At 57.9% G+C, this 13,522-nt stretch carries 13 protein-coding genes; 8 read left to right on the forward strand and 5 right to left on the reverse strand.

All coding sequences use genetic code 11. The features are described 5' to 3' along the window. The 5 genes from HWX34_RS20830 to tssJ form a co-directional block, all read right to left on the reverse strand. On the reverse strand, window positions 1–396 hold a 396-nt coding region (locus HWX34_RS20830; RefSeq protein WP_255497698.1), incomplete at its 3' end, for a contractile injection system protein, VgrG/Pvc8 family. A gap of 58 nt (window positions 397–454) precedes the next feature. Beyond that, entirely contained in the window at window positions 455–934 is a 480-nt protein-coding gene (gene tssE / locus HWX34_RS20835; protein WP_178974083.1) for a type VI secretion system baseplate subunit TssE, read from the reverse strand. A gap of 1 nt (window position 935) precedes the next feature. After that, window positions 936–1,640 (reverse strand): type IVB secretion system protein IcmH/DotU, encoded by a 705-nt coding sequence (gene icmH / locus HWX34_RS20840; protein WP_178974084.1) that lies wholly within the window; start codon window positions 1,638–1,640, stop codon window positions 936–938. 7 nt (window positions 1,641–1,647) lie between these two features. Next, complete coding sequence (tssK, locus tag HWX34_RS20845) at window positions 1,648–2,994, reverse strand: type VI secretion system baseplate subunit TssK (protein ID WP_178974085.1); 1,347 nt, start codon at window positions 2,992–2,994, stop codon at window positions 1,648–1,650. A gap of 289 nt (window positions 2,995–3,283) precedes the next feature. Beyond that, complete coding sequence (gene tssJ, locus HWX34_RS20850) at window positions 3,284–3,817, reverse strand: type VI secretion system lipoprotein TssJ (RefSeq protein WP_178974086.1); 534 nt, start codon at window positions 3,815–3,817, stop codon at window positions 3,284–3,286. A gap of 322 nt (window positions 3,818–4,139) precedes the next feature. On the opposite strand from tssJ, the gene HWX34_RS20855 reads away from it, so the two are divergent. The 8 genes from HWX34_RS20855 to HWX34_RS20890 all read left to right on the forward strand — a co-directional run. Next, window positions 4,140–4,838: a M15 family metallopeptidase gene (locus HWX34_RS20855; protein ID WP_370459811.1), complete on the forward strand. Its 699-nt coding sequence runs from the start codon at window positions 4,140–4,142 to the stop codon at window positions 4,836–4,838. Window positions 4,839–4,864: 26 nt separating this feature from the next. Next, complete coding sequence (tssM, locus tag HWX34_RS20860) at window positions 4,865–8,674, forward strand: type VI secretion system membrane subunit TssM (RefSeq protein WP_218645285.1); 3,810 nt, start codon at window positions 4,865–4,867, stop codon at window positions 8,672–8,674. 16 nt (window positions 8,675–8,690) lie between these two features. Next, a complete protein-coding gene (gene tagF / locus HWX34_RS20865) occupies window positions 8,691–9,707 on the forward strand; it encodes a type VI secretion system-associated protein TagF (RefSeq protein WP_178974088.1) in 1,017 nt (338 codons plus the stop codon). A 37-nt stretch (window positions 9,708–9,744) separates the two neighbouring features. Beyond that, a complete protein-coding gene (tssB, locus tag HWX34_RS20870) occupies window positions 9,745–10,263 on the forward strand; it encodes a type VI secretion system contractile sheath small subunit (RefSeq protein ID WP_178974098.1) in 519 nt (172 codons plus the stop codon). Between the two features lies 1 nt (window position 10,264). Next, the gene (tssC, locus tag HWX34_RS20875; RefSeq protein WP_178974108.1) at window positions 10,265–11,749 is read left to right on the forward strand and encodes a type VI secretion system contractile sheath large subunit; all 1,485 of its coding nucleotides are present in this window, start codon (window positions 10,265–10,267) and stop codon (window positions 11,747–11,749) included. 51 nt (window positions 11,750–11,800) lie between these two features. Beyond that, on the forward strand, window positions 11,801–12,298 hold the full coding sequence (locus tag HWX34_RS20880) for a type VI secretion system tube protein Hcp (protein ID WP_178974110.1): 498 nt from the start codon (window positions 11,801–11,803) through the stop codon (window positions 12,296–12,298). A 73-nt stretch (window positions 12,299–12,371) separates the two neighbouring features. Next, window positions 12,372–12,809, forward strand: a complete 438-nt coding sequence (locus HWX34_RS20885; RefSeq protein ID WP_178974112.1) for a hypothetical protein — start codon at window positions 12,372–12,374, stop codon at window positions 12,807–12,809. A gap of 317 nt (window positions 12,810–13,126) precedes the next feature. Next, a partial coding sequence (locus HWX34_RS20890) for a contractile injection system protein, VgrG/Pvc8 family (protein WP_255497704.1) occupies window positions 13,127–13,522 on the forward strand: 396 nt, incomplete at its 3' end.

The raw sequence follows: 13,522 nt of genomic DNA on the forward strand, positions 1-13,522 counted from the left end.
CGGGACGGACAAGTCCTGAAACACCCGCGAGGTACGGCGCAGGCGCAGCAGCGCAAACGGCGGTTCAATCGTCAGACCATACTTGGCAAAACCGCCATCCGAGCCCAACAACTCCGCCCGCGACACCACCCCGCAACGCACCACCTGGCTGCCATCGGCATCCAGCACGCCCAAACGGGCAGCCACCCCCAACAAGGATTTGAGCTCGATATTACCGTCGGGCGACAGACAGCTCAGCTGATAACGATAGGCCTGTGACACGCCCTCGCTGCCGTCCAGGGTGTGGGGCAACAACTGCTCGGCGGCGATATTGCCGCCATCCAGCTGCAGGGTGAGCAGGCGTTGGTGCTGGGAGAAGGCGGAGGCGAAGCTGCTTAAAAGGCTGGTAAGGTCCATCCCGGTTTTATCTCTTGTTCATTGCAAGGTGGGTGCCAGGGCAGGGCTGCTGCATGGCTTATTGCACCTTGTATACATTGGATGACAGTTGCAGCGTGGCATCGAAAGTGACCGGCGGGCGGTGCGGGTGAATGCGCAGCACCGCATCCACGCGAAAGCGCAGGTGTCTTTCCATTTCACGCGGGGCATCCAGATTCACACGCACGCGCGACAGGCGCGGTTCGTGGGTTTCGATGGCGCGGCGCAGCTGTTCGCGCAGCAGCTCACGGTCGTCCGGGTTCAGCAGGCTGATGCCGCTGAGGTCGGGAATGCCGAAGTTGAGCATGCTGCTGCGCGCCAGCGGGTAGTCGTCTTCGCGTACTTCAGCCGGCATCAGCCGCGTGTTGAGCAGCGCTTCCAGATCGCGCGCCAGCGATTGCTTGAACTGGGGCAGCTCGTAGAGCGCGGCATGGTCGTGGCCGCTGTTGTCCGGATGATCGTCCAGCAGGCGGTCCAGCACCGATGGTTGCAGCAGGGTGTGTCGGCTGAAGGTGCTCATTTCAGCCGCCAAATACCTTGCTTAATTGCTGTGAGAGCAGCCAGCGGTAGGTCAGGAAAATACCGCTGCCCACTACGGCTAACAGGGCAAAGTACAGCCACAAGGGCAGTTCGTGCCGGACAAAGGCCTGAAAGCGCTGCGGCAGTTGCCAGTTGGGGGAGAACTCCGCCTTGCCGCCACGTACCTGCTGGATTTCCTGGCCCAGTTTGTGGGTGAGGTAGCCCAGCTTTTCTTCGCCTTCCAGCAGGTATTTGCCCTGAAAGCCCAGCAGCAGGCAGGTGTAGAACACTTCCAGCGCTTCGATATTGCGGGCGGGTTCCAGCCTGAGCTGTTCCAGCCGGTTGAAAAAGCCCTCTCCTGCCAGATGCTCGCCAAACAGGCGCAGTTGCAGCGGCATGCGTTCCCATTCGTCCCGCAAGGAGAAGGATGAGGACAGGATGATTTCGTCCATCAGCGCACAAAAGGCGTACTTGGCATGATTGACGTCATTCATGTCCTTGCCGAAATTGCGTGCGTTTTTTTCGTACTGGGACAGAAAGCCATCCACACGGCGGTTGAATTCGACAGCGCTGCCGGGGGCGTTGCCGTCCTTCAGCAGAAACAGCAGGTAAATGCCGTCCTCCAGCATTTCACGCAGCGAGGGTGATGCCGGTGCAGACACGGTGATGGGGCGTTCGGTGGTCGGGGTAGCAATAGCTTGGCTCATGGCGTACTCAGCGGAAGACGGCGATCAGCTCTAGCTTCAGATCTGACAAGGTTTGTGGAAGGTAAATGCAGATGCTGCGCGACTGCAGCATGCGACTGAAGATGTCGCCATGCGGCTCGAAGGCAAAGTAGTGGTTGCCAACGCGTACCGGCACGGCAGATGGCGTTTGCGCGGCATGGTGAATGGCGACGCCACGCAGAGCGGAGTTGAGGATTTTCTCCACATCGTCCGGTGCGCCAATTTTCATCTTCAGCGGCACGTTGTCGATCACCTGGGTGGCGGGCAGTTCGCTTTGCACCGACAGGTAGAAATCGACGTTTTCCAGCAGGCGGTCGCTTTCCAGGTGGCCGATATGGAAGGACGGCTTGGGCGAGTGCAGCGGAATGACCGTGTAGCGGGCGGAAATGACTGTATCGAGCAGTTCACGAATCTGCCGGTCCAGCACGGGCAGTACTTGCTGCAGTTGCTCGTGGCGATAGGGCGGTATGTCGGCCAGGTTGTACAGGGTGGAGAAGGTTTGCAGCTCGCCGCAAAACTCTGCCAGGGCCATGTACAGCTCTTCCGGATGCAGCGGCTGGCTCAGTGACAGGTGGCGCAGCCGGGCAAAGTTGCGGTTGACACTGTGCAACAACCAGAAAGAGCTGATGTCGGTGGAGCCATATTCAACCACGCTTTTTGCCCGCTCACGGTGGCTGCCCGCCAGCGACTGGCTTTTCACCAGCAGGATATCCAGCAGTCGGCGCAGCAACTGTTGCATGTCGTCGGACGCGCTGACGGTGATCAGTGGCGGAATGAAGCCTGCCGACACCACCCATTGTCCGGTGGCGTTTTTTTCCAGTTCGCACAGGGCGATGGCGTCGTAGCCGTCGCGGTTTTCCTCTTCCAGCATCAGGCGCACATCCAGCTCCAGTGTGCTGACGTCGGCTTCCAGCGCTTGCGTGTAGAGGTCGGCCAGCTCGCATTGCTGGCTGGTGAAGCGGGTAGGGCGCGCGCTGGTTTCGCCGCTACGGGTGTTGCCGCCGTAGGGCTGCATATTGGCCAGGCAGGCGTAAAGACGTGTCTTGATGCCTAGTTGCGGCAGCGAGGTCAGGTCGCGCGATAGCGGGAGGGCGGCGTGGGCCGGTGCCTGGTACAGCGTGCCGTCACGAAACAGCAGGGCCAGTTCATCCAGATGCACCATGCCGCCCTTGAGCGCCTGCTCGTCCAGCTTCAACTGGATAAGTCCCCATTGGTGACGGCGCGAGTGCTGCAGTAGTGCTGTGGTCTTTTGTTCCAGAAAAAGTGACTGTTGCTGGAAATGCTGTGGCCGAAGAAACATCCCTTCACCCCACAGAACCCGTTTTGCTTGTTGCATCGAATTTCAAACTTTCATGCTAAATGCATTGTGACTGTTTTGGCGCAATGCTCTGGTTCATCTCGTCGATATTTCCGCTTTAAGTGCTGTCGCCAGTGTTTGCGGAGTGCCTTGTCAAATCTGCTTTAGGTCAGTTTTCAGTGCTTGGTGCGTATTTTTACTTAGTAAAACTATCATTTGTCATATTTATTGAGCAAAAGATGTCGATAAAATTAAATTAACGAGTCATTGAATGACTCGTAACAAATGTTGTTAAATTGAGACAGTCTTGCGCTGTGGTTTAAACTTTTTAACGCTGTTGGGCATGACAAACGCTTGGTATTTGCGCGGACTGCCCCGGAATGGCGGTATTCTTGGTGCGCACTGGCTGCAGATAGCAGTCGGCTGCCTTGAAATTGAGGCCGTCACTTTTCACTGCTTCTGCCGTATACAGCAAGCGCCAGTATGTTGGGTCTGCCTGTCTGAAAAAGCCCACCACGCCTACGTATCGCGTCTCTTCGCCTATCGTTTCCTGATCGGCCAGCTTGCCCCCGGGAATGAGGGTGACCTCCTTGCTGGAGATCAGCGAATTACCTAGCAGATCCGCTTCTGGCTTACCGCTCAGCAGACTGTCCATGGTCATGCGGTTGAAGGCATCGGCATTGCGCAACTGGTAAATATGCACCACGACAGACAAGGGTTTGCCTTGTGCGTCACGGTTCATCCCCTTGCTGCCCTCGCCGGTGACATTCACCAGCTTGGGGCCGCCGCAAGCAGCCAGCGCCAGTACTGGCAAGGCTTTCAGCAACATGTGCAGGTAGTGTGTTCTAGGTTTCTTCAGCATGGGACGAATTGTGAATTCAGATGGTTTGGAATGGGAACTTCATATTTTACTAGTAATTACAACTAGTCAAAAGTCATGAAAAAGTACATTACAATATGCTTTGAAACTTCTTCTACTGTTGCTGAAAACACTTTAAACTAAAATATAAATAGTTAAAATGCTGGATTGGATGATGAAGTTGGCTATTGCATTGCCACTTTTGATAGCCGCACTTGTTTTGCTGGTGGCTTGGATCGGGTGGCGATTTTTTTGGGGCGGGCAAGTAGCCGGTACCTGGTCGGTTAGCAAAGCTGACGAACCTGTCCTGGCGGATGTGTTGCCGGTGGCGCTGCCGGTAGCCGTCGAAGCGCCAGTACCGGTTGCGGACACAAGCCCGCCTCGTCAGCAGCGCTATCAATGGGTGGTCTGGCCCCTGTTGTCGCTGTCGCTGGTGGCGCTGGGCGTGCTGGCAGTGTTCAAGATGGGTGGCTACTACTACCAGTCGCCTGACTATGTGGCCCAGGACTACCAGCAGGCTGGCCGCATCAAGCAGACCTTGCTGGAAGAAAAGCTGGTACCGCCGCCGCCCTTGCCGCCCACCGCCTTTGCCGATGTGCAAAACCAGATGCCGTCTCTGGATATCGCACATGCCAACCGGGATTGGTCTCATATGAATCCGGCCTTTGTGCAGACCGTATTGCGCGTGATGGTGGCCATGCGGGCACGCGGGTTTGGCATGGTGTTGCTGGAGGGCTATCGCAGTCCGGAGCGACAGAATGCACTGGCTGCGCAGGGCAATCATGTCACCCAGGCCAAGGGAGGGCAGAGCAAGCATCAATACGGACTGGCCGTCGACCTGGCACCGATGCGTAACGGCAAGGTGGTGATTTCAGAGCGCGACCCGTGGGCAATGCAGGCTTACCAGGCGCTGGGTGAGGAGGCGCAGGCTGCCGGCCTTACCTGGGGTGGCAACTGGAGTTTCAAGGATTATGGGCATATCGAGCAGACCGGTTCGCTGAAGGTATTGCTGGGTAAAAAGTAACGTTTCAATTTTAAGAAGTGGTGGTTATGCAAGCTTGGCTTCGGCATGGGAAAGTCGCTTCGGCGATTGGATTCCTGATTTTGATCCTGCTTATCTGGTTTGTCGGTCCCTGGATGGGGCTGCCGTCACCGGAAGCGCGTCTGGGGTGGATTGTTGGTGTCATGCTGCTGTGGGTGCTGACCTTGCTGGTCGGTCAGCTGCTAACCCGCCGGGCCGGCAACCTGCTGGAGAAAATGCTGCGCAAGCAGGCGGATGATGCCGTTATCGGTGCCGATGCCGGCAAGCGCGCCGAAGTGACGCTGCTGCGGCAAAAAATGCTGGCGGCCGTGGAGACCCTGAAAAAATCCAAGCTTGGGGTGTCCAGTGGCAGCGCGGCGCTGTACGAACTGCCCTGGTACATGATCATCGGCCATCCGGCAGCGGGTAAAAGCTCTGCCATCCTGCAATCCGGCCTGACCTTCCCCTTTAGTGACAAGAGCGGCATCCAGGGGGTGGGTGGTACGCGTAACTGCGACTGGTTCTTCTCCACCGAAGGGGTGCTGCTGGATACGGCAGGGCGCTATGCCACGCAGTCCGAGGACCGTGTCGAGTGGCTGGAATTTCTCAAACTGCTGAAAAAGCACCGCGCCAAAGCGCCGGTAAACGGCATTCTGTTGGCCATCAGCCTGCCGGAGCTGGCCCAGCACAATACCGAAGGCTTCACCACCTATGCGCGCCAGGTGCGCGAGCGCATTCATGAAATGTGCAGCACGTTTGGTGCCCAGGTGCCGGTGTATCTGGTGTTTACCAAGCTGGACCTGCTGGGCGGCTTTGCCCAGTTTTTCCAGGACGCCGATGATGACGAGCGCTCCAGGGTGTGGGGGGTGACACTCACGGCGGAACAAGGCAAGGGCTTTGACATTGCCACCGCAACCTCCCAGCAATTCGAACTGCTGTACCGTGGCCTGGTGCAGATGGGTGAGGACAAGCTGGTGCAGCATCGTGGCAGCCAGGTCAGCCCGGCGCACTTTGCCTTCCCCATCGAGTTTCACGGTCTGAAAGAGGCTGTCGTCAAATTCATGCGCCTGTTGCATGAGGAAGACCCGTATCACGGCAGACCGCTGCTGCGTGGTTTCTATTTCACCAGTGCCTTGCAAGAGGGCGTGCCGCGCATTGTGGCGGCCAACCGTGTGCAAGGGCAGTTCGATCTGAGTGCCGTCGGCCGCGATGGCAAGCAGGCTCCTTCTTCATACAGTTATTTCCTGCGTGATTTGTTCCGCGAAGTATTGTTTCCCGATCAGCATCTGATTTCCCGACAGACGGCACCGCGTGGCGGCCGCGCCAGGCTGGTGGCCATGGTGCTTGGCGTGTTGCTGCTGGCCGGTATGGCCGGGGTGTGGTCGTGGACATACATTGGCAATCAGCGCCTGGTAGCACAGGTTGCCAGTGATCGTGGCGAAGCCCAGAAAATGATGGCCTCCGCGCAGTTGTATAACAAGCTGCGTGGCTTGCTGATGCTGCAAAAGCGGCTGGAAGAGTTCCAGGACTACCGTAAAAACGGCGAGCCCTGGCAGCTGGGCTGGGGCTTGTACCAGGGCAATGACCTGGAGGTCGGCTTGCGCAAGGAATACTTTGCCGGCCTGCGCCAGGTGATGCTGCTTCCGGTACAGCACAATCTGGAAGATGCCATCAAGCAGTACAAGGGACAGCCTGAAGCCCAGCCTGTGGTGGCTGCGAAACCCGAACCGGTGGTGGCCAAGCCGGAAGCCAAACCGGAACCGGTGCATGCCGCTCCGGCAGCCAAGCCGCGCCCGCGCCCGGCCAAACCGCACAAGGGCCTGCCCAATATCGTGATTGGCGCACTGGGTTCTTACGACTATTGGGCGCAAAAAGCCACCGCTGCGATGCTGGATGCCAGTGCCCCGGCCAGCCAGCTTGCCGGCAATGGCGCTACTGCCAGTCAGCAGCCGGTCAAGCTGGAAGTGGGCTACAACGCGCTGAAAACCTATCTGATGCTGCACGAGCAAAAGCGCATGGACGAGGCACAGCTGATCGACCAGATTCCGCGCTACTGGCGGCCTTATCTGGAAAGCCAGCGTGGCCAGTATTCGACCGAAGAAATCATGTCGGTGGCGGAAAAACTGGTGGCTTTTTATGTCAGCCAGATCAAGGCGGGCGACCTGCCCTTGATCGACAACGACCCGCGCCTGGTGAGTGAAGTGCGTGACACCCTGCGCAGTTCATACAAGCATCTGTCGGCGGAGGAGCGGGTGTACAACGAAATCCGCGCCCGTGCCAATACCCGTTATGCCCCGCTGACGGTGGCCCGTATCCTGGACAATCATGATCTGGACATTATGGCCGGTAGTCAGATGGTGGAGGGGATGTTTACCCGTGAAGCCTGGAACGGCTATGTAAAAGCAGCCATCGATGAAGCCAGCAAGGGCGAGATTCGTGGCGATGACTGGGTGCTTGCTTCGTCCATGCAGGACAATCTGGGCAAGGACGGCAATGTCGAGAAAAACCGTGCTGCCCTGATGGCGCTGTACCGCACCCAGTACATTGCCGCCTGGAAGAAATTCCTGCCCGGCGTGACAGTGCGCGATTTCAGCAACCCGGCGCAGTCGGCATCAGCACTGACCCGCCTGTCCGACAAGCAAAGTTCGCCGGTGAAGCTGATTCTGGCGCGTGCCGCCATGGAAACCTCTTGGGATAACCCGTCCGAACTGAACCGCTCGCTGGAAAATGCCAAGCAGTCGGTGCTGGAGAAAACCACCGAGTTTCTCAAGGGTGGCAGCGATGGCCAGGACAAGAAAGCCGCTGACAAGCAGTTTGGCGAAGTGGGCCAGGCTTTTGCCGGCGTGGCACAACTGGTCAAGGGGGACAATCCGCCGATTAACGGCTATCTGGACCAGTTGGCCAAGCTGAAAGCCAAAGTGGCCTCGATTGCCTCTACCGACGAGCCAGGCCCGCAGGCCCGTGCCACCTTGCAGGCCACGTTGAACGGTTCCGGCTCCGAACTGGCCGATACCATTTCCTACGTCGACAATTCCCTGCTCAATCAGGTACCGGCCGAAACCGCGGCCATGGTTCGCCCCATGCTGGTCCGCCCGCTGTCGCAGTCCTATACCGCCATGCTGGGGCCGGTTCAGCAGGACATCAACCAGGCCTGGGCCAACGAAGTACTGCCGCAGTGGAAGCAACTGGCCAGCAAATACCCCTTTACCGATTCGGGTAGCGCGGCTTCGGTTGCCGAGATCAACCGCTTTGTCAAAGCCAATGACGGTGTGCTGGACAAGTTCATCAACAAATACCTGAGCGGCCTGGTGCAGCGCAAGGGTGACACCTTGGTCGCCCGTGCCTGGGGAGAGCAGGGCATACGCTTCAATCCTGAGTTCCTGTCTGCCGCGGGCAAGCTGGGGTCGCTGGCTTCCACCCAGTTGCAGGATGGTGAAAACAGTCGCTTCGAACTGCAACCCCAGCCCACACCGGGCTTGTCGGAAATTTCCATCGTGGTGGATGGCCAGGAGCTGCGTTATCGCAATGGCCCGCAAACCTGGCAGCCGTTCAACTGGCCGGGTAGCGACAATGCCGGCGGCGCGCGCATCCAGGTGGTTTCGTATAACGGCGCTGCCAGCGTGGTAGCCAGTCAGTCCGGCCGCATGGGGCTGATGCGTCTGCTGGCTGCCGCCAAGGTGACACAGGACAGTAGCGATCTGGTGCAACTGTCCTGGCCGGTCGGAAAGGCTTCCGACGGGCAGATGGTGCGTTTCAATTTCCGTATGGTTGGTGGAGTCAATCCCTTGCAACTGATCAAGCTTTACAAACTAAGCCTGCCTGAGCGCGTGACTTTGTAACGAGGACGACCAGTACATGGCCTTCAATTTCAAGCGCACACCAGTAACCGCAGGTGAATTCTGCGTATTTGGCAAATTGCCCCGCCGTGGCGACTTTATCCGTATCAATGCCACGCATACGGCAGCCGCCCAGCTGGATCATGTGATTGCCGACAGCCTGGTGCTGCTGGACGACGACAACGCACGCCAGCGTTATCAGCACATGCCGGCTACCTCATTCCTTACCCGTACGCCCGATGGCGCATGGCTGGCCCTGGGGGTTATCCAGCCCAGTCGGGATGAAAGCGGCAGGCTGTATCCGCTGGTGGCGGCATCCCTGCTGCCCTCTGATATGCCGCGTCCGCCGGTTGGCGTGATGATGTTGTCCAACGAACTGTTTTACAACGGCTTGCAGGAGCAACTGAGCAATGCCATCGACAATGCAGTGGAAATGGTGGCTTGCCGCCAGTATCTGGAGGAGCAGTCCTTGTTTGGCGCTGGCTCCGCCGCGGATACCGAACTGGCCGAGCAACTGCTCAGCCGTCACCTGGCGATGACGCCTTGCAGCCTGTTGTCCGGACAGCTGGCGCAGTATGGCAATGTAGATCTGGCTTCCTTGTTGCTGTCCTTTGTATTTCACAGCCAGTTGCTGCGCAAGTTTCAGGGCAGCTTGTCTTCCCAGGCTTATCTGCTGCCGCTGCCGGACGGCGAGGGCGAAGACATGTTGGCAGTCGTCACCTGGCTGGCCTTGTTTACCGCTGCTACTTCCAGCTTGCCGGACACCCCGGTGCAATGCCTGATCATTCGTCAGCCGGAGCGCAACTGCCTGGCGCTGATTCCGGGGGAGCTGACCGCTCCCATGCTGGCGCAGTGCTGGGGCAAGCCGCTGGATGCCCGCTACGTCATCGATGTTTCCGATCCGCACGCGCCCTGGTGCAGCCACCAGTCTTACGCCGAGGCGGTTTACATCCTCAGTCGTCGTCTGACTGACCCGCAGTTTTCACTGGCCCAGCTATGCGATGTGATGGCCAGTCTGTCTCGCAGTCTTGTTTAACGGTTTGATGAACAATTTTGGTTAATGGGGATTCATCATGGGTAATGAAAGTACACAGAAAAAGCTGTCACGCGTACGTCCTCCGCGTGTGCAGATCACTTACGACGTTGAAATTGGCGATGCTATCGAAACCAAGGAACTGCCTTTTGTCATGGGCGTCCTGGGGGACTATTCCGGCCATCGCAAAGAGGCGCCGGCCAAGCTCAAGGAAGCCAGTCGCAAGTTTGTGCAGATCGACCGCGATAACTTCGATGAAGTCCTCAAGGGCATGGCGCCGCGTCTGGCGATGAAGGTGGATAACAAGCTGGTGGACGATGACAGCCAGCTGGGTGTTGAGCTCAACTTCGAGTGCCTGGCCGACTTTGAACCGCAAAACGTAGCCAAGCAGGTGGCACCGCTGAACAAGCTGGTGGAAGCGCGCCAGCGCCTGTCCGAGCTGCGTAACAAGATGGCTGGCAACGACAAGCTGGAAGCCCTGCTGGATGACATCGTGCAGGACACCGAAAAGCTGCAGCAGATCAGCAAATCCGGCAGCAATGACAAGGCAGGGGAGTGAGATGAGCGCAGAACAGCAAATCGCCGCCAGCCCGCTGGCTGCTACACAGCAAGCCTCCAGTCTGCTCGACAGCATCATCGAACAAAGCCGTGTTGCCACCAGTGATAGCGAGCGCAGCCATGCCCGTGACCTGATTGCCGAATTGGCCGAACAGGTACTGGAAGGCAGCGTCACCGTTTCACGCGACCTGAGTGCCAGTCTTGATGCCCGCATTGCCGAAATCGATGCGCTGATTTCCGACCAGTTGAACGCCATCATGCACCATGCGGACTTCCAGCAGCTGGAAGCCTCCTGGCGTGGCCTGAATTATCTGGTAAAGAGCTCGGAAACCAGCACGCAGCTCAAGCTCAAGGTGCTGAACGTATCCAAAAAAGAGCTGGTGAAGGACTTCAAGGCTGCGTCCGAGTTCGATCAGAGCGCCTTGTTCAAGAAAATCTACGAAGACGAGTACGGCACCTTCGGTGGCGCACCTTATGCCGCGCTGGTGGGGGACTTTGAATTCACGCGTCATCCGGAAGACTTCTACCTGCTGGAAGAACTGTCGCATGTTGCCGCCGCCGCGCATGCACCACTGATTTCTGCCGCTGCGCCGGGCCTGTTCGGGCTGGAAACCTTTGCTGACATCGGCAAGCCGCGTGATCTGGCCAAGATTTTCGATACCGTCGAATACGCCAAGTGGAAATCGTTCCGCGAGTCGGAAGACTCCCGCTATGTAGGCCTGGTGTTGCCACACGTGCTGGGGCGTCTTCCCTATGGCCGCGACAATGTGCCGGTTGAGGAGTTTGACTTCGAAGAAAACGTGGATGGCACCAACCACGACAAATACCTGTGGACCAATGCCGCCTATGCCTATGCGGCACGCCTGACCGATGCCTTTGCCCAGTATGGCTGGCTGGCGGCCATCCGCGGTGTGGAGGGCGGTGGTCTGGTTGAAGGCCTGCCGGCACATACCTTCAAGACCGATAACGGCGAAGTGGCACTCAAGTGCCCAACCGAAGTGGCCATTACCGACCGCACCGAAAAGCTGCTGTCCGACCTGGGCCTGATTGCGCTGGTGCACTGCAAGAACACCGACTACGCCGCCTTCTTTGCCGGGCAATCGGTACAAAAGGCCAAAACCTATAACACCGATGCGGCCAATGCCAATGCCCGGTTGTCCACCCAGCTGCCCTACATCTTTGCCGTGTCGCGTATTGCGCATTACATGAAGTCCATCATGCGCGACAAGATTGGCAGCTTTGCTTCTCGCCAGAACGTGCAGGACTACCTGAATACCTGGCTGGCGCAGTACGTGCTGCTGGACGACTCTGCCAGTCAGGAAGCCAAGGCCAAATACCCGCTGCGCGAAGCACGCGTGGATGTGGTGGAGGTTCCGGGCAAGCCGGGTGTGTACCGCGCCGCTGCATTCCTGCGCCCGCATTTCCAGCTGGACGAACTGACGATTTCCCTGCGACTTGTCGCAGAGCTACCTCAGCCTGCGGGTTGATTACTGTTGGTGGGCTCGTCCCACATGTCACTCATAATGAAAGGTAAATAAATGGCTTTTGATGCATTCCTGAAAATTGATGGTATTCCGGGTGAAAGTACTGATGACAAGCACAAGGACTGGATCGAGATCCTGTCCTTTGCCCACGGCCTGGAACAACCGGCCCAGTCCACTGCCAGCTCTGCCGGTGGTGCCACCGCCGAGCGTGTGAATCATGCTCCCTATGAAATTACCCACTTCCTGGACAAGGCCAGCCCGAAGATCTACGAAGCATGCTGCACCGGCAAGCACATCAAGGAAGTCACCATCGAGCTGTGCCGCGCGGGTGGCGACAAGGTGAAGTACATGGAAATCAAGATGGAACAAGTCCTGATTTCCAAAGTGGTACCCAGCGGCTCGGCCAATGATTCCGGCTTCCCCAGCGAAAAGGTCAGCTTCTCCTACGGCAAGATCAAGTGGACCTACACCCAGCAAAAACGTGCGGACGGCACGGGTGGCGGTAATGTCAGCGCCGGTTGGGACCTGACCAGCAACAAGACGATCGCCTGATCAAACTCGTTGTTGTCGTGCCCGCTCCCGCCCGGGGGCGGGCTGTTGTTCAGTTCAATTCTGGAAGTTTGTCATGAAGCAATTGCTGTTGTGCGGCCTGTTTTCGGTCATGTTGGCAGGCTGTGCTGCCAATCAGTCACCTGCTATTGATCCCACAGTCAAAGCTGCCCTGGATAAGGCTGCTGCAGAAAAGACGGCCCTGAATAAAAAGATCGACGCCAATATGGCGATTGATCCTGACTTTATTCCGTTCGACAAACTCAGCCCCAAGCTGGATGAAGTGGGCAAGGGACAGCTGTTGCGGCTGCTGCCCAAACTCAAAGCCAGCAAATCCATCATCGTGCGTGGCCATTGCTACCGTGGTGATATCGGCAATGCCAAGCTGGCTGCCCAGGCGCGTGCTGTGGACGTGAAAAATTTCCTGACCGAAGTGGGTGTTTCCGATGCCTACATCTCGGTGCGCTACGATACTGAGCGCAAGTCGCACGGCGTACAGCTGGTTTTCAAATAAAAAACGCAAGCGGGAAATAAAGGCCATCGCAGGGAGGCTGCAAATACCTGCAGCTTGGGCAATGCATGCTCACATAGCCGAATGGCCTTTCATTGAGAACCGCTAACAAAAACCTGCGGCTGCGCCTCCTTGCCGTACTTTTATGTACTGTCGGCGTCGGCGCGCCTTGCCCCGGGGACGCTACGTTATTTTGTTAGCCGCTCTTGGCAAGCCTGTTACCACCTTGTGTAGCACCGCGTATCTGCATATGGGCTAGCCCCATGCCAACAAACTGATTTGCACTACAGTCACCTTGACGGTGACGCATGGACAAAATCATGGATTTCTCTGCTCTGCTCGCCAGCTTCGCCGCCGCCTTCTCCCAGCACCAACGCCTGCTCACCCTGCAGCTGGATGGCGGCAATATCGCCGCCGAGCAGTTGTTGCCGCACACCCTGGATGGCAGCGAGGGCGTGTCGCAGGCCTATCGTTATCAGCTGAGCTGTCTGTCGCCCGACGGTAATATCGAGCTCAAATCCTTGTTGGGTGTGGCTGCCCGTTTGGGCGTGCTGGATGCCGATGGCAGCCAGGTGGTGCGTTGCGGGGTGGTGTCACGCGCCGAGTTGTTGGGCTCGGATGGCGGTTTTGCCAAGTATGGTCTGACGATTGAGCCGCCGTTTGCGCTGCTGCGGCTGCGCCGCACCTCGCGGGTGTTTCAGGACTTGTCCGTCCCC

The sequence above is a fragment of the Aquitalea sp. LB_tupeE genome (genome assembly GCF_013391415.1).
GTDB lineage: Bacteria > Pseudomonadota > Gammaproteobacteria > Burkholderiales > Chromobacteriaceae > Aquitalea.

Excerpts from the sequence above, each read along its gene's own strand:
- tssE (WP_178974083.1), bottom strand. The coding sequence starts at position 934 with ATGAGCACCTTCAGCCGACACACCCTGCTGCAACCATCGGTGCTGGAC.
- icmH (WP_178974084.1), bottom strand. The coding sequence starts at position 1,640 with ATGAGCCAAGCTATTGCTACCCCGACCACCGAACGCCCCATCACCGTG.
- tssK (WP_178974085.1), bottom strand. The coding sequence starts at position 2,994 with ATGCAACAAGCAAAACGGGTTCTGTGGGGTGAAGGGATGTTTCTTCGG.
- tssJ (WP_178974086.1), bottom strand. The coding sequence starts at position 3,817 with ATGCTGAAGAAACCTAGAACACACTACCTGCACATGTTGCTGAAAGCC.
- tssM (WP_218645285.1), top strand. The coding sequence starts at position 4,865 with ATGCAAGCTTGGCTTCGGCATGGGAAAGTCGCTTCGGCGATTGGATTC.
- tagF (WP_178974088.1), top strand. The coding sequence starts at position 8,691 with ATGGCCTTCAATTTCAAGCGCACACCAGTAACCGCAGGTGAATTCTGC.
- tssB (WP_178974098.1), top strand. The coding sequence starts at position 9,745 with ATGGGTAATGAAAGTACACAGAAAAAGCTGTCACGCGTACGTCCTCCG.
- tssC (WP_178974108.1), top strand. The coding sequence starts at position 10,265 with ATGAGCGCAGAACAGCAAATCGCCGCCAGCCCGCTGGCTGCTACACAG.
- HWX34_RS20880 (WP_178974110.1), top strand. The coding sequence starts at position 11,801 with ATGGCTTTTGATGCATTCCTGAAAATTGATGGTATTCCGGGTGAAAGT.
- HWX34_RS20885 (WP_178974112.1), top strand. The coding sequence starts at position 12,372 with ATGAAGCAATTGCTGTTGTGCGGCCTGTTTTCGGTCATGTTGGCAGGC.